At 75.2% G+C, this 18,527-nt stretch carries 18 protein-coding genes and 1 riboswitch; of the genes, 9 read left to right on the top strand and 9 right to left on the bottom strand.

Features of this window, described 5'->3' with window-relative positions:
* Window positions 1-89: 89 nt before the first annotated feature.
* Complete coding sequence (locus tag GCU60_RS12320) at window positions 90-1,763, bottom strand: SpoIIE family protein phosphatase (protein ID WP_204261921.1); 1,674 nt, start codon at window positions 1,761-1,763, stop codon at window positions 90-92.
* A 112-nt stretch (window positions 1,764-1,875) separates the two neighbouring features.
* Window positions 1,876-2,940, bottom strand: coding sequence for a spore photoproduct lyase family protein (locus tag GCU60_RS12315; RefSeq protein ID WP_204261920.1), 1,065 nt, complete (start codon window positions 2,938-2,940; stop codon window positions 1,876-1,878).
* A 173-nt stretch (window positions 2,941-3,113) separates the two neighbouring features.
* Here GCU60_RS12315 and GCU60_RS12310 point away from each other — a divergent pair, with 173 nt between their 5' ends.
* Window positions 3,114-4,298: a zinc-dependent alcohol dehydrogenase gene (locus GCU60_RS12310; protein WP_163205588.1), complete on the top strand. Its 1,185-nt coding sequence runs from the start codon at window positions 3,114-3,116 to the stop codon at window positions 4,296-4,298.
* 37 nt (window positions 4,299-4,335) lie between these two features.
* Window positions 4,336-5,100, top strand: a complete 765-nt coding sequence (locus GCU60_RS12305; protein ID WP_163205586.1) for a 5-oxoprolinase subunit PxpA — start codon at window positions 4,336-4,338, stop codon at window positions 5,098-5,100.
* 6 nt (window positions 5,101-5,106) lie between these two features.
* Here GCU60_RS12305 and GCU60_RS12300 read toward each other — a convergent pair whose 3' ends face one another.
* Window positions 5,107-5,835, bottom strand: coding sequence for a GAF domain-containing protein (locus GCU60_RS12300; protein WP_239521091.1), 729 nt, complete (start codon window positions 5,833-5,835; stop codon window positions 5,107-5,109).
* Between the two features lie 64 nt (window positions 5,836-5,899).
* Window positions 5,900-7,015, bottom strand: coding sequence for a hypothetical protein (locus tag GCU60_RS12295; RefSeq protein ID WP_345770560.1), 1,116 nt, complete (start codon window positions 7,013-7,015; stop codon window positions 5,900-5,902).
* 100 nt (window positions 7,016-7,115) lie between these two features.
* On the opposite strand from GCU60_RS12295, the gene GCU60_RS19900 reads away from it, so the two are divergent.
* Both GCU60_RS19900 and GCU60_RS19895 read left to right on the top strand, forming a co-directional pair.
* Entirely contained in the window at window positions 7,116-7,742 is a 627-nt protein-coding gene (locus GCU60_RS19900; RefSeq protein ID WP_345770559.1) for a 5-oxoprolinase subunit B family protein, read from the top strand.
* Window positions 7,743-8,588, top strand: a complete 846-nt coding sequence (locus tag GCU60_RS19895; protein ID WP_345770558.1) for a biotin-dependent carboxyltransferase family protein — start codon at window positions 7,743-7,745, stop codon at window positions 8,586-8,588.
* 41 nt (window positions 8,589-8,629) lie between these two features.
* On the opposite strand, the gene GCU60_RS12285 is transcribed toward GCU60_RS19895, so the two are convergent.
* From GCU60_RS12285 to glgA, 4 genes are all read right to left on the bottom strand, one after another.
* Window positions 8,630-9,442, bottom strand: a complete 813-nt coding sequence (locus GCU60_RS12285) for an ABC transporter ATP-binding protein (protein ID WP_163205584.1) — start codon at window positions 9,440-9,442, stop codon at window positions 8,630-8,632.
* Complete coding sequence (locus GCU60_RS12280; protein WP_163205582.1) at window positions 9,439-10,524, bottom strand: FecCD family ABC transporter permease; 1,086 nt, start codon at window positions 10,522-10,524, stop codon at window positions 9,439-9,441. Before GCU60_RS12280 ends, GCU60_RS12285 begins: the two co-directional genes overlap by 4 nt.
* A 13-nt stretch (window positions 10,525-10,537) precedes the next feature.
* Window positions 10,538-11,491, bottom strand: coding sequence for an ABC transporter substrate-binding protein (locus GCU60_RS12275; RefSeq protein WP_239521090.1), 954 nt, complete (start codon window positions 11,489-11,491; stop codon window positions 10,538-10,540).
* A 55-nt stretch (window positions 11,492-11,546) separates the two neighbouring features.
* Window positions 11,547-11,684, bottom strand: a riboswitch (adenosylcobalamin (AdoCbl) riboswitch).
* A gap of 38 nt (window positions 11,685-11,722) precedes the next feature.
* A complete protein-coding gene (gene glgA / locus GCU60_RS12270; RefSeq protein WP_163205580.1) occupies window positions 11,723-12,895 on the bottom strand; it encodes a glycogen synthase in 1,173 nt (390 codons plus the stop codon).
* Window positions 12,896-13,176: 281 nt separating this feature from the next.
* On the opposite strand from glgA, the gene glgC reads away from it, so the two are divergent.
* Window positions 13,177-14,397: a glucose-1-phosphate adenylyltransferase gene (glgC, locus tag GCU60_RS12265; protein WP_163205578.1), complete on the top strand. Its 1,221-nt coding sequence runs from the start codon at window positions 13,177-13,179 to the stop codon at window positions 14,395-14,397.
* 31 nt (window positions 14,398-14,428) lie between these two features.
* Here the strand turns inward: glgC and GCU60_RS12260 are convergent, their stop codons facing one another.
* Entirely contained in the window at window positions 14,429-15,085 is a 657-nt protein-coding gene (locus tag GCU60_RS12260; RefSeq protein ID WP_163205688.1) for an O-methyltransferase, read from the bottom strand.
* Window positions 15,086-15,177: 92 nt separating this feature from the next.
* Between GCU60_RS12260 and sigE the strand changes: the two genes are divergently transcribed.
* The 4 genes from sigE (at window position 15,178) to GCU60_RS12240 (ending at window position 18,430) form a co-directional block, all read left to right on the top strand.
* Window positions 15,178-15,876 (top strand): RNA polymerase sigma factor SigE, encoded by a 699-nt coding sequence (gene sigE / locus GCU60_RS12255; protein ID WP_163205576.1) that lies wholly within the window; start codon window positions 15,178-15,180, stop codon window positions 15,874-15,876.
* Window positions 15,873-16,445, top strand: a complete 573-nt coding sequence (locus GCU60_RS12250) for a zf-HC2 domain-containing protein (protein WP_163205574.1) — start codon at window positions 15,873-15,875, stop codon at window positions 16,443-16,445. The genes sigE and GCU60_RS12250 overlap by 4 nt, the downstream gene beginning before the upstream one ends.
* A 215-nt stretch (window positions 16,446-16,660) precedes the next feature.
* Complete coding sequence (locus GCU60_RS12245; protein ID WP_345770557.1) at window positions 16,661-17,992, top strand: S1C family serine protease; 1,332 nt, start codon at window positions 16,661-16,663, stop codon at window positions 17,990-17,992.
* Between the two features lie 72 nt (window positions 17,993-18,064).
* Window positions 18,065-18,430, top strand: a complete 366-nt coding sequence (locus GCU60_RS12240) for a twin-arginine translocase TatA/TatE family subunit (protein ID WP_163205572.1) — start codon at window positions 18,065-18,067, stop codon at window positions 18,428-18,430.
* The last annotated feature ends 97 nt before the right edge of the window (window positions 18,431-18,527 follow it).

Raw genomic sequence — 18,527 nt, 5'->3', positions numbered from 1 at the left:
CGGCACCTCGCCGTGTCAAGTGTCCTTGTCGGGACAAGCATCCTTGACACCCGCGGCGATGTCAAGCGAGCTTGTCGTCCCCGCGGGAGTCAGCGGAGGATGGTGAGCGCCAGGACGGCGAGGTCGTCGTGCTCGTGGCGCGATCCGACCAGCTGCTGCTCCACCGCCGCGGCCACCGCCCCGACCGTCGCCTCGGCGTCGACAGGGGCGCCGGCGACGACCCGGAGCAGCGCGTCCTCGCCGAACTGGTGCCCGGCGTCGTCCCGCGCCTCGGTGACCCCGTCGGTGTAGAGCACGAGCGTGGAGCCCGCGGGCAGGTCCAGGGTGGACCCGTCGAACGTCACCTCGGGGTCGATGCCCAGCGGCCGGCCGGCGACGCCGACCTCGCAGGTCTCGCCGGCGGTGCTGCGCAGCACCGGGAGCGGGTGGCCGGCGACGCTGAGGTCCACCCGGAGCCCGTCGGGGACCGGCTCCAGCACCAGGCAGCAGGCCGTGACGAAGCGCAGCGGCGCCTGGCCCTGCTCGTGCAGCAGAGCGCTGTTGACGGCCGCGAGGATCTCCGCCGGGTTGCCCGAGGCCGCGGCCGCGCGGGCGGTGTGCCGGGTGACGGCGGCCGCCTCGGCGCCGGTCCCGCAGACGTCGGCGATCAGCACCATCCACCGGCCGTCGGGCAGCGGCATGACGTCGTAGGTGTCCCCGCCGACGAGTGCGGTGTCGCCGCCGGGCCGGTACCGAGCGGCCAGCTGGACGCCGGGGATGGTCGGGAGATGGGAGGGCAGCAGGCTCCGCTGCAGGGTGTCGGCGAGCTCGCGGACGTCGGACTCGGCCCGCAGTCGGCCGAGGAACTGGCCGATCTGCCGACCGGCGTGGGAGAGCACCTCCAGCAGCTCGGGAGGCACCGGCCTCGGTTCGGCGGAGAACAGCTCGCAGACGGCGAGGAGCTCGCCCCCGCGCAGCACGGGGAAGGCCACCCCGGTGCTCAGGCCGTCCGCGCGCACCGCCTCACGACGCACCACCCGGTCGTCGGACTGGAGGTTCTCGACCACCACCGGCACCCGCCGCTGCCAGGCCAGTCCGGGCAGGCCCTCGCCGCGCCGGAACGAGCGCCCTTCCGAGTCGGCGGCCAGGGCGGGGGCCGTGACGGGAGCGGTGGTCCAGGTGCCGGCGTGCACGAGCCGTCCGCGCTCGTCGGGCTGCCACAGCAGGGCCGCGTCCCAGTCCAGCTCGGTGCGGAGCATGGGCAGCAGCTGGTGGAAGGCGACGTCGGCGTCAGGGGCCTCGGTGAGTGCGGCGGTCACCCGCAGGGTGGCCGCCAGGTAGCGGCTCACCTGCAGCTGCCGCTCGAGCAGGATGGTGGTGCTCGCGTCGCGCAGCACCCCCACCACCGAGGCCTGGTCGGGGGGTGTCCCGGGAGCGGGCTGGACGCCGGCCAGCGTCACGTCGATCGACACCTCGTGCCCCTCGGCGTGCAGTGCGGGGAGCTGGGTCGTGTGCCCGACCAGCTCGCCGGTGCCGGTGGTGAGGAACCGGGTGATGTGGCTCCCGTGCCCCGTGCGGAACCGCGGCGGCATGATCTCGGTGAGGTTCCGGCCGAGCAGGTCCGCCGGCTCGCATCCGAGCAGTCGGGTCACCGCGGGGTTCACGTAGGTGACCCGCCCCAGGGCGTCGGCGACGACGACCGTGTCCGGGAGTGCGGCCAGCAACGTCGCCGCAGGCACCCCGGAGCTCTTCTCCGGCACCAGTTCCCCCTCGAGCCGCGACATCCCCCGTGTGGGGGCGGCAGGACCCCACGCCGTCAGAGTCTCACACCGAGCGTCACCATCCGCATGCGTTCGGTCGATATGTGGTCATGTCGACACGACAGCGCGGTCAGCGTCAGAACGCGTACCGCACGCGCAACCAGGGGGCGTGCACCGCCAGCAGCCCCCGGAGGGTGTCGAGGGCCGCCCGCTTCACCGCGCCCCGGTACCGGACGTTGTCCTGGCCGTTCTGGCTGCGCTTGGCCTCCTGCAGCTCGGGTCGCCACAGCATCCGCTCCGCCGTCGGGTGCCACCCGAGGTTGACCTCGTGCAGCGCCTCGTTGTGGGTCAGCATGATCACCTCGGCGGCAGCCTGGGCCTTGGCGGCCGGTCCGAGGCCGTCGTCCAGCTGCCGCAGCAGCTCGGCCCACGCCGTCTCCCACCCGTCGCGGAGCACGACGGGGGAGAGGTTCAGGTGCACCTCGTACCCGGCTGCGACGAAGTCGTCCACCGCCGCGATCCGCTCGGCGACCCGGCTGGTGCGCACGTCGAGGACCCGCGCGTCGTCGTCCGGCATGACCGAGAACCGGATGCGGGTGCGCCCGGCCGGGTCCAGGTCCAGCAGCTGCCGGTTGACGTACTTGGTCGCGAAGGAGGCCTTGGCCGTGGGCAGCCCCCGGAAGGTGGCGACCAGGTCGGCCACGTTGTCGCTGACCAGCGCGTCGACGGAGCAGTCGCTGTTCTCCCCGATGTCGTAGACCCAGGCCGAGGGGTCGCACTGGTCCGGCTCGGGCTTGACCCCCTGGCGGGCGACGTGCCGCCGCAGGTGCGCGGTGATCTGCTCGATGTTGGTGAACACCGTGATCGGGTTCGCGAAGCCCTTCCGCCGGGGCACGTAGCAGTAGGCGCAGGCCATCGCGCAGCCGTTCGAGAGGCCCGGGGCGATGAAGTCGGCGGACCGGCCGTTGGGACGGGTGACCAGGCCCTTGCGGACGCCGAGGACCAGCGTCTCGGTCGTGACGCGCACCCAGCGGTCCACGAGCTCGTCGTTGCCGTGCAGCTCCGGGATCTGCCAGTGGGAGGGGACCTCGACGACCGCGGCGTCCGGGAACCGCCCCAGCACCTGACGGCCACGGGGCGACTCCAGGGCCGCGGGCTCGGCGTAGACCCGGCGCACCCGCAGCAGCGGGTTGGGCGGCATCGGCGACGTTGAAGAGGGTGAGCGGCTCGGCGGCTGCCATGCCCGGTGCAGCGCCGTCGCCGGGGCGGTCATTCCTGCGGGTGCACGGTGCGGACCTGCGGTTGAGCCGAGCACCTTGCGGGCACCCAGGGACGGAGCGGCGCCCGCCACGGGTGCCCGGTGACGGGAGTTCCATGAAGGCAGTGACCTGGCACGGACAGCGCGACGTACGAGTCGAGGAGGTCCCCGACCCCTTCGTCCAGGAGCCGACGGACGCCGTCATCCGCGTGACGACGTCGAACATCTGCGGCTCGGACCTGCACCTGTACGAGCCGCTCTCGCCGTTCATGGGCGTGGGTGACATCCTCGGCCACGAGAACATGGGCCAGGTCGTGGAGGTCGGCTCGGCGGTCACGAACCTGAAGGTGGGCGACCGCGTCTCGATCCCCTTCCAGATCTCCTGCGGGCACTGCTGGATGTGCCAGCAGCAGCTCTACACCCAGTGCGAGACGACCCAGGTGCGCGATCACGGCATGGGCGCGGCGCTGTTCGGCTTCTCCAAGCTCTACGGCCAGGTCGCGGGTGGCCAGGCGGAGTACCTGCGGGTGCCGCAGGCGCAGTTCACCCACATCCCGCTGCCCGAGGGCCCGGCCGACGACCGGTTCGCCTACCTCTCGGACATCCTGCCCACCGCCTGGCAGGGCGTGGAGTACGCCGCGGTGCCCGAGGGCGGGACGCTCGTCGTCCTGGGCCTGGGACCGATCGGTGACTTCGCCTGCCGGATCGCCCAGCACAAGGGCTTCCGGGTCATCGGCGTCGACCTCGTCCCCGAGCGGCTGGCACGGGTGAAGGCCCGCGGCGTCGAGGTGGTCGACCTGAACGAGGTCGAGGAGATCGGCGACGCGATCCGCGACATGACCGGCGGCCGCGGGCCGGACTCGGTGCTCGACGCCGTCGGCATGGAGGCGCACGGGTCCCCGGGCACGGGGTTCGTCCAGAAGGCCGCCGGGCTGCTGCCCAAGGCGGTCTCCGCGCCGCTGATGGAGCACGCCGGCGTCGACCGGCTCAACGCGCTGTACTCGGCGATCGACATCGTCCGGCGTGGCGGCACCATCTCGTTGTCGGGTGTCTACGGGGGCGCCGCGGACCCGATGCCGCTGATGACCATGTTCGACAAGCAGATCCAGCTGCGCATGGGCCAGTGCAACATCAAGCGCTGGATCCCGGAGATCATGCCGCTGCTCACCGACGCGGACCCGCTGGGCGTCGACGACTTCGCCACGCACCGCGTGCCGCTGTCGGAGGCCCCGGAGATGTACCGGAAGTTCCAGGAGAAGTCCGACGGTGTGATCAAGGTGCAGCTCAAGCCCGAGCTCTGAGCCGTCCCGCTCACCGGCGCAGTGCGAGACTGCGCCGGTGAGCAGCTCCGTCGACCTCAACGCCGACCTCGGCGAGGGCTTCGGTGTCTGGCGGCTGGGCGACGACGAGGCGCTGCTGGGCGTCGTCACCAGTGCCAACGTGGCCTGCGGGTTCCACGCCGGGGACCCGCTGACCATGCGGCGGGTCTGCGCGGCCGCCGCGACCTCGGGTGTCGCCCTCGGCGCACAGGTCGCCTACCGCGACCTGGCCGGCTTCGGCCGGCGGTTCCTCGACGTCGCGCCGGCCGAGCTGACCGCCGACGTGCTGTACCAGCTCGCCGCGCTCGACGGCATCGCACGCACGGCCGGCAGCCGGGTGTCCTACCTCAAGCCGCACGGCGCGCTCTACAACGCCGTCGTCCACCACGAGCAGCAGGCGCGGGCCGTGGTCGACGCCGTGACCGCCTACGACCCCGGCCTGGCCGTGCTCGGCCTGCCGGGCTCGGCGGTGCTGCGGCTGGCCGCGGACGCCGGTCTGCGCACCGTCGCGGAGGGCTTCGCCGACCGGGGGTACACCCCCGAGGGCACGCTCGTGCCGCGGAACGCCGCCGGTGCCGTGGTGCACGATCCCGCCGAGGTGGCCGAGCGGGCGGTGCGGATGGCGGCCGACGGGATCGTGGTCGCCGTCGACGGCAGCCGGGTGGCGGTGGAGGTCGAGTCGGTGTGCGTCCACGGGGACACCCCGGGCGCGGTCGACCTGGCCCGGTCGGTGCGGTCGTCGCTGGAGTCGGCCGGTCTGACGGTGGCCGCCTTCACCGGCTGAGCGGCGTCAGCGGCGGACGGCCAGGTCCGCCGGGGCGCGGTCGCCGGCGAGCAGCTCGGCGGCGACCTCGTCGACCGTGCGGTCCCTGGCCGCGGCGTCGGCGCGCAGCACGGCCAGCGCCTCCTCGGTCGGGATGTCCAGATCGAGGCACACCCGGCCCAGTGCCTCCCACACGCGGCTCCGCTGCCGGGCCGCCGGTCCGCGCAACCAGCCCGGGGCGTCCCCGGGGGACCAGGTGGACCAGATCGTGGCGTCGCTGAGCTGCGCGCTGACCAGCTCGCCGACGGCCGTCGCGGTGAACACGTCCACCTCGGCGACCGCGCTCCCGTCGGTGAGGTACAGGTCCAGGGCCCCGCTGCCCCACGGGGCGGGGCCGAGGGGCAGCGCGATGACCCCGCGGTAGGGGGACCGGGACAGGAACTGCTCGGCGAAGCGGGGCCAACGGCGGCGGAGGTCCTCCTCGGCGGCGAGGACCGGTTGTCCCGCTGCCCGCGAGGTCGTGCAGGGGCCCTCCCCGGCGCTGAACTGCACGCGCTCGGCGGTGCCGGCCGTCGGGCTGCTCGCCCCGAGGGGCAGCCACCGCCCGGCGACGTCGACCGTGCTGAGCCCCGCGCCCTCGACGCCGGTCACCACGGCGCAGGCCTGGGCGAGGCGCACCGGCAGCAGTTCCGGACCGGCGAGCTCGGGCCCGGACCGGGCGGAGAGCGCGGCGGCGAAGCGGTCGGCGATGGTCACGCCCGAGTGTCCCGCCGCGGGCGGTCCGGCACACCCCGGACGGGCCGGCGGGGAACCGGGCGGGTCACGGGCCCGGGGTCACCGGGTCCGCACCCCCCGGCCGGTAGGTGTAGGCGGCCTCCCGGACGGCCTCGTCGCTCTCCAGCCCGGCGCCCAGCGCCCCGCCCACCGTGGCCAGCGAGCTGGTCAGCCAGGCCAGCTCGAGGTAGTCGGAGAACCGCGCCGGATGCCCGAGGCCCTCGCTGAACAGGGGCTCGACCACCAGGAACAGGCCACCGAGGAGCGCGAGGACGAACAGCGCCAGGTAGAGCGACAGCACCCCGATCGTCACGGTGGCGGCGGTGGCGATGTTGAACAGCACGACCTGCTTGCGCACCCGGTGCCCCCGGGGGCGTTCCCACATCTCGGCGCCCACGACGAGCGTGACGGCGATCGCCACCACGGAGCCGACGGCGACCAGCAGCAGCCGCAGCCAGCCGAAGGCGTCGGCCAGCCGCCAGATGTCGGCGGTGACGAGGGCGAACACCCCGGCCGCGATGGCTGCGGTCAGCGCCCGGGAGAGGCGCACGGCCAGCCGCCACGGCCGGTTGGCGCGCACCATCCCGCTGATCAGCCGGAGATTGCCCGACAGCACGCGCGCGGTGAACCGGATGCCGTCGTCGGCGCCGTCGGGGTCGGAGGCCAGCTGCTGCAGGCGGCGCCCGAGCGTGGCCCGGTCGGCGGGGTCCGCGGGGTCGTCGTCGCCGTCGCTCACCAGCGCCTGCACCAGACCGGCCGCCGCGTCCAGGGCGCGCCGGCGCCGGCCCATCACCCCGAGCGCCGGCAGGGAGAGCACACCGACGCCGTGCAGCGGGCTGGCGTGGCCGACCACCGGGCGGCGGGACACCTCGAGCGGGACGTCGGTCAGGCAGAGGGCGAGGTCCCAGTCGGCGGCCAGCAACCGCTCCCGGGTGGCCGCGACGAGCTCGGCGTCGTCGGCCGGGGGCTGCACGAGCCCGTCCTCGACCGTCTCCACCCGCCAGCCGACCTCCGGGTGCCGGGTCCCGAGCTCGGCGGCCAGCTCACCGGCCAGCCCCTTGGCCAGCTCGGCCGCCGCGCCGGGGGCGGCGACGAGCCCCACCAGCAGGACCGGCTGCGCGGCGTCGTCGTCCAGCTGCTCCTGGGAGGTCGGCACGGTCACGACGGGCCAGCATTCCACCCGGGGACGGCCGCGGCTCCCCGGAGGCGGCGGATGGGTCACGGCTCACGCGGTCGGGTGACCGATGCCCGATCATGGGGCCGTGTCCGAGGTCGGGGGAGTCGAGCGGGTCGTCGCCTACGGCGACCGGGCCGTGCTGCTGGAGGCCGACCCGGTGGCGGTCCCGGGCCTCCGGGCCGCCCTGGCCGCGGCACCGCTCCCCGGCCAGCGGGACCTGGTGCCGGCGGCCCGCACGCTGCTGGTGGTGCTGGACCGGCCGCCCACCGACCGGGACCTCGCCGTGCTGCGCCGGCTCCGGCCGGCGGCCACGTCGGCGGCGGGCGCTGCCGGGCACCTGGAGGTGCCGGTGGTCTTCGACGGTCCCGACCTCGGCGACGTGGCCGCCGGCACCGGCCGTTCCGTCGAGGACCTCGTGGCCGCGTTGACCAGCACCCGGCTCACCGTCGCCTTCGGTGGCTTCGCCCCGGGCTTCGGCTACCTGACCGGTCTGCCTCCGGAGCTGCACGTGGCCCGCCGCCCGACCCCGCGGACGCGGGTGCCCGCCGGGTCGGTGGGGCTCGCCGGCGCCTATGCGGGGATCTACCCGCGGGAGTCACCCGGCGGCTGGCAGCTGGTCGGGCGCACCGACCTGGTGCTCTTCGACGTCGACCGGGACCCGCCCGCGCTCCTGGTGCCGGGGACGACGGTCGCCCTGCGGGCGGTGGGCTGAGTGCTCACCGTGCTGGCGCCGGGGCCGCGGACCACCGTGCAGGACACCGGCCGGCCCGGATGGGCGGGGATCGGCGTGACCCGGTCGGGCGCCGCCGACCGGCCCTCGGCCGCGCTGGCCAACCGGCTGGTGGGCAACCCGGGATCGGCCGCCGTGCTGGAGGTCACCGCGGGAGGTCTGCGGGTGCGGGCCGGGCGGGCGTTGCTCGTCGCCCTGACCGGGGCGCCGGCGCCGACCGACGTGGACGGGCGGGCCGCACCGTGGAACGCGCCGCTCCCGCTGCCGGCGGGTGCGGTGCTCACCCTCGGGACGCCGTCCGCCGGGCTGCGCAGCTACCTCGCCGTGCGGGGCGGGATCGACGTGCCCGAGGTGCTGGGGTCGCGCAGCACCGACACGCTCTCCGGGCTCGGGCCGGCGCCGTTGCGCGCGGGCGACCGGTTGCCCGTCGGCCCGCCGGGCGCGGACCAGCCGGTCGTGGACGTCGCCCCCGTCGCGCCGCCGGGACGGCCGGTGGTGCTGCGGGTGCTGCCCGGGCCGCGGCGGGACTGGCTGGCACCGGAGGCCTGGGCGGCGCTGACCACCGCGGAGTGGACCGTCGCGCCGGCGAGCGACCGGGTGGGCCTGCGGCTGGCCGGGCCGGCCCTGGTGCGGGCCCGGGAGGGCGAGCTCGCGAGCGAGGGCCTGGTGCCGGGCGCGCTGCAGGTGCCGCCCGACGGCGCCCCGGTGCTCTTCCTCGTCGACCACCCGGTCACCGGCGGCTACCCGGTGCTCGCGGTGGTGGTCACCGACGACCTGCCCGCCGCCGGCCAGGTCCGCCCCGGGGACGTGCTCCGCTTCCGGGCCTGAGCACGGTCGTGCCGCGAGTGGGCCCGGTGAGGATCACGAGGTCACCGGACGGGCAGCACCGCCGGCCCGGAGGGACCGTGGACCACCTCGGCGCGCGCGCCGTAGTGGGTGCTCAGCGCCTGCGCGGTCAGCACCTCGTCGGGGGAGCCGGAGGCGACGACGCGCCCCTCGGCGAGCAGCGCCAGCCGGTCGGCGTACTGGCCGGCCAGCGTGAGGTCGTGCAGCGTGCTCAGCACGGTCAGGCCGTCCTGCCGGCGCAGCCGGTCCACCAGGTCGAGGACCTGCTGCGCGTGGCCGAGGTCCAGCGCGGCGGTCGGCTCGTCGAGGACCAGCACGCGCGGCTGCTGGGCCAGCGCCCGCGCCAGGACCGCGCGCTGCTGCTCGCCGCCGGACAGCGTGGTCAGCGGCCGCCCGGCCATCGGCGCGAGGCCGAGGCGCTCCATCACGTCGGCCACGATCCGCCGGTCGACGCCGCGGGGTGCGGCCAGCAACGGGCGGTGCGGGGTGCGCCCGAGCAGCACGTAGTCCTCGGTCGTGATGCCCTCGGGCAGCACCGGCGCCTGGGGGGCGTACGCCAGGCAGCGGGCGCGGTCCTTGCGCGTCATCCCGGTGGTGGGGGCGCCGTCGACGCGGACCTGCCCCTCGTGCGGGTGGAATCCGAGCACCGAGCGCAGCAGCGTCGACTTGCCCGATCCGTTGGGGCCGATGACCGCCAGCCACCCGCCCGGCTCCACGGTGAGCCGCACCGAGTGCAGCACCGTGGTCCGGCCGTAGCCGGCGCTCAGGCCGACGACCTCCACCCGGGCGCCGCTGCCCGACCGCGCGTCGGGCCGCTCCTCCGTCCGGTCCGTCATCGACGTCGGGCCCCGGCCCACAGGAGCCCGGCGAAGAACGGCGCTCCGACGAAGGCCGTGACCACACCGATCGGGAGCTCGGCCGGGGCGACGAGCACGCGGGCGATCAGGTCCGCCAGGACGAGGAACGCGCCCCCGACCAGCAGGGACAGGGGCAGCACGAGCGTGTGCGAACCGCCGACGAACCGGCGCACGATGTGCGGGACGACCAGTCCGACGAAGCCGATCAGGCCGCTGACCGCCACCGCGGAGGCGGTGGCCAGGGAGGCGGCGACGATGACCAGCAGCCGCAGCCGGCCGGGGTGGACGCCCAGGGAGGTGGCCTCGTCGTCGCCCACGGCGAGCACGTCGAGGGCCCGCCCGCAGCAGAGCAGGACGGCGCAGGACACCCCGAGGTAGGGCAGCACGAGGACGACGTCGGACCACTGCGAGCTGCCGAGCTGGCCGATCAGCCAGCCGTAGATCCGGCGCAGGTCGTCGGTGTTCCGTTGCTGGACCAGGGTCTGGGCCGCCGCGAGGAAGGCGGCGACCGCGATGCCGGCCAGCAGCAGCGTCGGGCTGTGCGACCCGCCGGTCGCCGTCCCGAGGAGGAGTGCCGCCCCGACACCCAGGAGGGCGCCGACGAAGGCGGCCAGCGGGACGATCCCCACCGGTCCCACCGACTGCACGGGGGAGTAGGCGATGACCAGGGTGGCGCCGAGACCGGCGCCCGCCGCGGCACCGAGCAGGTACGGGTCGGCCAGCGGGTTGCGGAACACCCCCTGGTAGGCCGCGCCCGCCACGGCCAGACCCGCGCCGACGAGCGACGCGAGCACCACCCGCGGCAGCCGCAGCTCCAGCAGGACCGCCGCCTGGGTCTCGGCCAGCCCGCCGGAGAGGTGCCCGCCGAACACCGACAGGACCCGGTCGGCGAGCGTGACGACGACGGCGCCCGGCGGGAGCGGAAGCGCGCCCACCCAGATCCCCGCGAGCACGGCGAGGACCAGCGCGAGGACGCCGCACCCCACCGCCACCCCGGGGCGCCGGCGGCGGGCGGGCCGCGCCACGGCCGGGCCGGTGGTGCCGGGCGTCGTCGTCGTCATGGTCGCGGCTCGATCAGCCCTGGACGATCCCGGCGACGGCCTCGGCGAAGTCGGCGATCCGCGGGCCCCAGCGGGACGCGACGTCGTCGCTGGCCTCGAGGACCCGGCCCTCCTGCACCGCGGTCAGGGTGCCGAAGCCGGGCCGCTCGGCGACGGTGGCCGCGGTCTGGGCGCAGCAGATCGTGTCGGCCAGGACGATGAGGTCCGGCTGCGCGTCGACGATGTACTCCGCCGACAGCTGCGGGTACCCGCCCGCGGCGTCCGCCGCCTCGTCGGCGATGTTCTCCATGCCGAACAGCGAGTAGACGCTGCCGATGAACGTGCTGCTGCCCGCGGAGTACAGCTCCGGGCCGAGCTCGTGGTAGACGGTCAGGCCCTCGGCCTGGTCGGCCACGGCGTCGACGGCGTCGGCGATGCGCTCCTGCATACCGGCGACGACCTCGTCGGCCTCCGCGGCGTGACCGGTCGCGTCACCGAGGGTCTCGATCTGCGCGTAGCTGTCCTCGAGGTCCTCGGCCGCGCCGAGCAGCAGCGTGGGGATCGAGAGGGCGTCGAGGGCGTCGACGACGCCGTTGATGTCGTCGCTGAGCACCACGAGGTCGGGGTCGTAGCCCGCGATGGCCTCGGCGTTCGGGGTGAACGACGACAGCTCCGTGGTCGGGACGCCCTCGGGGTAGTTGGAGTTGTCGTCCACGGCCTCGACCTGGTCGCCGGCGCCGATCGTGAACAGCATCTCGGTGGCGGTGGGGGACATCGAGACGATGTTCTGCGGCTGCTCGTCGAGGGTCAGCTCGCCGTCGTCACCGGTGACCGTGACGGGGAAGTCGCCGCCGGCGGACGACGACGTGCCGGAGGTCGACGGTGCCTCGTCCGCGCCCCCGCAGGCGGCGATCGCCGGGGCGAGGGCGAGCAGCGCGGCGACGGGCACGAGCCGTCGGCGGACGCGGGTGTGCAGGGAGTGGGACAACGGAGCCTCCAGAGGAGGCGGCGAGCGTCTCGCAGTTGCGCCGGACCGGCACCTGATGCGCGACCCTTGCCGCGAGGGTCGGAACACGGCGCAGGGCAGGCGATCTGGCTCGGGCCCCGGAGGCCCTCACAGTTGCGGGACAGCGCCGGGCTCCCACCGGACTTCGCTGCCGTTGCACCACCGGGACACGGTCCCGGCGGCGAGGACGCTAGCAGGCGGCGACGGCGCCCGTCAGCGACGGCCGGCGAGCACGGCGGCGTAGATCTCCGTGGTGCGCTGCGCGATGGCGGCCCAGCCGAACTCGGCCAGCACGCGCTCGCGCCCCGCCGCGCCCATGGCCGACGCCCGCTGCGGGTCGGCCAGCAGCTCGCCGGTGCGTGCGGCCAGGCCGGCGGCGAACGCGGCCGGGTCGTGCTCGTCGTAGGGCACGAGCAGCCCGGTGCGACCGTCGTCGACGACCTCCGGGATGCCGCCCACAGCGCTGGCCACCACCGCGGTTCCGCAGGCGGCGGCCTCCAGGTTGACGATGCCGAGGGGCTCGTACACCGACGGGACGACGAAGACCGTCGCGCCGGTGATCAGCGGCACCAGCTGCTCGCGCGGGAGCATCGCCTCGATCCAGACGACGCCGCTGCGGCGGGCCTGCAGCTCGGCGACCGCCTCGGCCACCTGCTGCCGCTCGGCCGGGGTGTCCGCGGCGCCCGCGCAGAGGACGAGGCCGACGTCGGGGGGCAGCTGCTCGGCGGCCGCCAGCAGGTGCATCACGCCCTTCTGCCGCGTGATCCGCCCGACGAAGAGCGCGTAGGGCCGGTCGGGGTCCACCCCGAGCCCGCGCACGACGTCCGGGGCGTGCACCGGCCGGTAGGCGTCGGCGTCCACCCCGTTGCCGACGACGTGCACGCGGGCCGGGTCCAGCTCGGGGTAGGCGTCCAGGACGTCGGTGCGCATGCCGTGGCTGACCGCGATCACCGCGTCGGCCGCGAGGTAGGCGGTGCGCTCGACCCACGACGAGAGCCGGTAGCCCCCGCCGAGCTGGTCGGCCTTCCACGGCCGGCGCGGCTCCAGCGAGTGCGCGGTGACCACGTGCGGGATGCCGTGCACCAGCGCGGCGAGCATCCCCGCTCCGTTGGCGTACCAGGTGTGGCTGTGCACGAGGTCCGCCCCGCCCAGCGCCGCGGCGATCTCCACGTCGGTGCCCAGTGCCTGCAGGGCGCCGTTGGCGCCGGCCAGGCCCGCCGGGACGGCGTACCCGGCGGCGTCGGCCCGCTCGGCACCGAAGCAGTGGACGTCGACCTCGGGTCCCGCGGGCAGCGAGCGCAGTGCCGCGACGAGGTGCTCGACGTGCACCCCCGCGCCGCCGTAGACGTCCGGCGGCCACTCACGCGTGACGATCCCGATGCGCACGCCGTCACCCTAGAAGGATCCCGCCCTCTGCACCCCTCGCAGGCCCTGGACGGAGCCGTTCCGGTCCGTGCCCTGCCGGCGCTCCCGAGGGTCGAGCCGGGTCACCTCCCGGCGCTCCCGAGGGTCGAGCCGGGTCGGCGACCGTCGAGCCGCGTCGTGCCGCGGCGCAACGGGCGACGGGCCGGGTCGAGCCGGGCCGCAGTTCGCCGGTAGGCCCCCCGATGGGTGGCCTCGTCGGCCTCGATGCTGTGGCGGACTCCGGGAACGGTTACGTTTCCGGCATGCGCGGCGGTCCTCGGGTTCTCGGCATCGTCCTGGCGGGCGGTGAGGGAAAGCGGCTGGCTCCGCTGACCCAGGACCGTGCCAAGCCGGCTGTCCCGTTCGGGGGCAACTACCGGCTGATCGACTTCGTGCTGTCGAACCTGGTGAACGCCGACATCCGGCAGATCGCCGTCCTGACGCAGTACAAGAGCCACAGCCTGGACCGGCACATCACCACCACCTGGCGGATGTCGCAGCTGCTCGGCAACTACATCACCCCGGTGCCGGCCCAGCAGCGGCTCGGCCCGCGCTGGTACACCGGCAGCGCGGACGCGATCTTCCAGAGCCTGAACCTGATCTACGACGAGCGGCCCGACATCGTCGTCGTCTTCGGGGCCGACCACGTCTACCGCATGGACCCGGCGCAGATGATCGACCAGCACCTGCGGACCGGCGCCGGGGTGACCATCGCGGGGCTGCGGGTGCCGCGCCGGGAGGCCACCGAGTTCGGCGTCATCGACGCCGACGCGGAGGGCCGGGTGCGGGGCTTCCTGGAGAAGCCGTCGGACCCGCCCGGCCTGCCGGACTCGCCCGAGGAGAGCTTCGCCTCCATGGGCAACTACGTGTTCTCCACCGACGCGCTGCTCGAGGCGCTGCGCACCGATGCCGCCGACGAGGACTCCGTGCACGACATGGGCGGCTCGATCATGCCGATGCTGGCCGCGGCGGGGGAGGCCTGGGTCTACGACTTCTCCACGAACGTCGTCCCGGGCGCCACTGAGCGCGACCACGGCTACTGGCGGGACGTCGGGACGATCGACGCGTACTACGACGCGCACATGGACCTGGTGTCGGTGACGCCGGTGTTCAACCTCTACAACGACCGCTGGCCGATCTACACGCTGCCGCCGCAGTTGCCGCCGGCGAAGTTCGTCCTCGGCGGCCGGGCCGAGGAGTCCATGGTGAGCGCGGGCGCGATCATCGGCGGCGGCTCGGTGCACGGCTCGGTGATCTCGCCGGGGGTGCGGGTCGAGCGCGGCGCGCGGGTCGAGGGCAGCGTCGTCATGGACGGCGCGTACATCGGCGAGGGCGCCCAGGTGCGCCGGGCGATCCTGGACAAGAACGTCGTGATCCCCGCGGGGGCGCGGATCGGCATGGACCCCGAGCTCGACCGGGAGCGCTACCACGTCAGCGCCGGCGGCATCACCGTCATCGGCAAGGGTGCCCGCGCCTACGTCTGAGCCGACCGCTTGCGGGCGGGCGGCGGGCGGGTCAGCGCTTGGTGGCGACCAGCAGTCCGCTGCCGATGGGCAGCACGGCCGGCAGCAGCGTCTCGTCGTCGCGGATCGTCCGGCCGATCTCGCGCCAGGCCACCGTCTGCGGGTCCCGGACGGTGCGGTCGGCGATGCGGCCGCCCTCCAGCAGCCCGTGCAGGGTGAGCGTGCCGCCCACCCGCACCAGCGCCACCAGGGCGGCCAGCTGCTCGGCGTACTCCCGGGGCGGGCCGGCGCAGCAGACCATGTCGTAGGCGCCGGGGGACAGCCGCGGGAGCACCTCGCCGGGGGTGCCGAAGATCAGCCGGGCGCGGCTGGCCGGCACGTTCGCCTCGGCCAGCGCCCGGCGGGCGGCGCGGAGCTGCTCCGGGTCGCCGTCCAGGGCGGTGAGGACGCCGTCGGGACGCATGCCGCGCAGCAGCCAGAGGGGGGCCAGCCCCCCTCCGCTGCCGATGGACACGACCGTTCGGGCCGCGGTCGTGGTCGCCAGGACGGCGAGGGTCGCACCCACCGAGGGCTCCACCGGGGGAGGTCCGGACAGGTGGTGCGCCCGCTCCCGGGCCGCGGCCATCTCGGGGGACTCACCGGCGAACCGATCGGCGTACGCAGCGCCCGCGTCGGTGCCACTGCCGGGCGGCGGTGCCTGGGCGCTCATCACCGGCCGAGGGTAGTGGCCGGGCGGCCCGGACCTGCGTGCGGACGCGGCACCTGTGCGTCTCCTGGGAGTTCCGGTGCGCGGGAACACGGATGTGCCGCCCGCCCGTTGATCAGGACGTGCGCGTGAAGCGAGCCCTGTCCGCCCGAAACGCCGAGACCGAGGAGGTCGCCGCGACTCCGGTCTGCGATCCTGGGTCCGTGCCCGAGGCCACTCCCGTGCAGTCCGCTGCCCCCGTCGGGGGGCCGGACGCCTGGGTGGCGCCCTCGTGGGAGCAGGTCGTGCGCGACCACTCCGCCCGTGTCTACCGGCTGGCCTACCGGCTGTCGGGCAACGCCCAGGACGCCGAGGACCTCACCCAGGAGACGTTCGTCCGGGTCTTCCGCTCGCTGGCCGACTACTCGCCGGGCACTTTCGAGGGCTGGCTGCACCGCATCACCACGAACCTGTTCCTCGACATGGTCCGGCGGCGCCAGCGCATCCGGTTCGACGCGCTGCCCGAGGACACCGAGCGGCTCCCCGGCCGCGCGCCCAGCCCCGAGCAGGTCTACGCCGACACCCACCTCGACCCGCAGGTGCAGGCCGCGCTGGACGCGCTGCCGCCGGAGTTCCGCGTGGCGGTGGTCCTCTGTGACATCGAGGGCCTCACCTACGAGGAGATCGCCGCGACGCTGGGCATCAAGCTCGGCACGGTGCGCAGCCGCATCCACCGCGGCCGCGTCCAGCTGCGCCAGGCGCTCGCCCACCTGGCGCCCCGTCGTCCGGTCGTGCCGGGGGAGGTAGGGGCGTGAACATCCCGGAGAGCCACCTGGCGCAGGAGGCCATCGCCGCGCTCGTCGACGGCGAGCTGGCGGCCGGCCCGGCCGCGCGGGCCGCCCGCCACCTGACCGGCTGCGCGCAGTGCCGGATGGCGGTGGAGGCCCAGCGCGAGGCGAAGGAGGCGCTGCACGGCTCCGCCGACGTCGTCGTCCCCGGTGACCTCATGTCGCGGTTGTGCGCGATCCCCTTCACCGCCGACGTGCCGGGTGCCGGTGGCGGTCCGGGCTCGATGAGCGCCGCCCCGGGGGAGCTGACCGTCACCGGCGGCAGCGGCTCCTGGTCGGTCGACCTCACCCCGCAGGAGCCACGCCGCGGAGCCTTCGGCGGGCAGTGGCTGCGCCGCGGGGTGGCCGGCACGCTGGTCGGCCTGGGTGCCGGCGTCACCGCGCTGGCGCTGACCCTCCCCGCCGACCCGGGCCGGGCGACCCCCGGGCCGGCCGCCGACCCCGGGCCCCAGCAGCACACCGAGGTGGCGCCCCCGGTCCTGCGCACCGTGACAGTGGGCTCCTCCGGTGCCGTCGGTCCGGGCGGCACACCCTGACCCGTCCCGAGGACCGGTCGGCCGACGGCCGCCCGGACGCCGTCTTCACCCGGCCCGACGGGCAGACCGGTGGCTTCGACGCGTCCGCCCAGCGGCTCGACCCCCGTCCGGTCGCCGCGCCGCCCAACACGCCCGGCCAGGCCGGCGCGTTCGGCCGCCCGCCGGCCGTCGACGGCAGCTTCGCCGGCAACCGGCCCCCGCTCCCCGCGCGACCCGTGCCGCCGCCCCCGCCCGAGGCGCTGATCCGAGCCTTCGGGCCGCCCGCGCCCGGTCGGGGCGGGCTGCAGGACCCGCCGTCCGGGCGTCCGGGCGGCCGGCGCACCGCCGCCGGTCCGTGGTGGAAGGCCGACGCCCGCACCGACCCGTGGCGCGACCCCGCGGCCCCCGCCGGCCTCGGGGCGCCCGCGGTGTACGACGAGGACGCCCAGCCGGGCCCGGTCGTCGTCGACGCCCAGGGCCGCCGCAAGCTCCGGCTGCGCGACCTGTCCGTGCGCCTGATGACGCTCGCTGTCCTCGGCCTGCTCCTGGTGTCGGCCGTCGGGGGCGGCGTCGGCTGGTACCTCACCCGCACCGCGGAGGAGACGCCGCTGCTGGCCCCGGGGACGACGCTCTCCCAGGTGGAACCGGGGATCACCCGGGAGCCCGGCTCGGTGTCGGGCATCGCGGAGCAGGTGATCCCCGCCGTGGTCTCGATCGAGGTGCGCGTCGGGCAGGCCGGCGCGACCGGTTCCGGCGTGGTCATCGACGGCGAGAACGGCTACATCGTCACGAACAACCACGTCGTCTCCGGCGCCGACGACGTCGAGGGTGCCGAGATCCGCGCCGTGTTCTCCGACGGCAGCGGGTCGGCCGCCCGCATCGTCGGCCGTGACCCGGCCAGCGACCTCGCCGTCATCAAGGTGGAGAAGCCCGGCCTGGTGACCGCGTCGCTCGGCCGGTCCGACGACGTCGTGGTCGGTGACCCGGTGGTGGCCATCGGCTCCCCGCTGGGCCTGGCCGGCACGGTCACCAGCGGCATCGTGAGCTCGCTGGACCGCCCGGTGCGGCTGTCCGGCGAGGGCACCGACACCAACGCCGTCATCAGCGCCGTCCAGACCGATGCGCCGATCAACCCCGGCAACTCCGGTGGTGCGCTGGTGGACGCCTCCGGCTCGCTGATCGGCATCAACACCGCGATCGCCTCCACGGGCGCGGGTGGCTCGATCGGCCTCGGCTTCGCCATCCCCATCGACACGATGAAGCGGATTGCCGAGCAGCTGATCTCCACCGGCTCGGCGGTGCACGCCACGCTCGGCGTCAACGCCCGCTCGGTCACCGACGGCACCCGCGACGGCGCCCTCGTGCTGAACGTGGAGCCCGGCAGCGCCGCCGCGGAGGCCGGGATCCGCGAGGAGGACATCATCATCGCGATCGACGACACCGAGGTCGGCAGCTCCGAGGAGCTGGCCGTCGCCGTGGACGCCCGCGAGCCGGGCGACGAGGTGACCGTGGAGCTGGTCCGCGGCGGCAGCTCGCAGAAGGTTCAGGCGACGCTCACCCAGGCGTGATCCGGCGGCCGGACGGCCCCACCTACGCTGGTGGGTGGCCGCGCCGGGCGGCCGACGAGGACGGGAGCGGCGGTGTTCGACTCGATCGGCTGGGGCGAGATCATCGTCCTGGGCCTCGCCGCGCTGTTCATCTTCGGCCCCGAGCGCCTGCCGCACCTGGCCAAGGACGCCGCCAGCGGCCTGAAGAAGGCGAAGGCGGCGATCACCGGGGTCCGCGAGCAGGTGCACGAGTCGATGGGTGACGACTTCTCCGAGCTGCGCGACCTGGACCTGCGCAGGTACCACCCGCGCACGTTCATCCGCGACCAGTTGCTCGGCGACGACGAGGACGCCCCGGTGCGCCCGAGCGGTCCCGCCGGCGCGACCGCGGCCTCGGTGGTGGCCGCTCAGACGCGCGACCGCGCCGTCCCGCCCCCGTTCGACGTCGACGCCACGTAGCGACGAGCGGGGCCCGGAGGGTCTCCGAGGAGCTACGTGGAGCCGCCCCGCTCGGCTCTGGGAGTGTTGCTCGTCCTCTGGGGGTGCTGCAGGGCTA

Source organism: Blastococcus saxobsidens, assembly GCF_010682065.1.
In the GTDB taxonomy this organism is placed as follows: domain Bacteria; phylum Actinomycetota; class Actinomycetes; order Mycobacteriales; family Geodermatophilaceae; genus Blastococcus; species Blastococcus saxobsidens_B.
Note: the sequence above shows the minus strand (reverse complement) of the source record. Positions and strands in the feature narration are given on the sequence as shown.

Coding starts and splice junctions, on each gene's coding strand:
- GCU60_RS12320 (WP_204261921.1), bottom strand. CDS start 1,763: ATGTCGCGGCTCGAGGGGGAACTGGTGCCGGAGAAGAGCTCCGGGGTG.
- GCU60_RS12315 (WP_204261920.1), bottom strand. CDS start 2,940: ATGCCGCCCAACCCGCTGCTGCGGGTGCGCCGGGTCTACGCCGAGCCC.
- GCU60_RS12310 (WP_163205588.1), top strand. CDS start 3,114: ATGAAGGCAGTGACCTGGCACGGACAGCGCGACGTACGAGTCGAGGAG.
- GCU60_RS12285 (WP_163205584.1), bottom strand. CDS start 9,442: ATGACGGACCGGACGGAGGAGCGGCCCGACGCGCGGTCGGGCAGCGGC.
- GCU60_RS12280 (WP_163205582.1), bottom strand. CDS start 10,524: ATGACGACGACGACGCCCGGCACCACCGGCCCGGCCGTGGCGCGGCCC.
- glgC (WP_163205578.1), top strand. CDS start 13,177: ATGCGCGGCGGTCCTCGGGTTCTCGGCATCGTCCTGGCGGGCGGTGAG.
- GCU60_RS12260 (WP_163205688.1), bottom strand. CDS start 15,085: ATGAGCGCCCAGGCACCGCCGCCCGGCAGTGGCACCGACGCGGGCGCT.
- sigE (WP_163205576.1), top strand. CDS start 15,178: ATGTGCCGCCCGCCCGTTGATCAGGACGTGCGCGTGAAGCGAGCCCTG.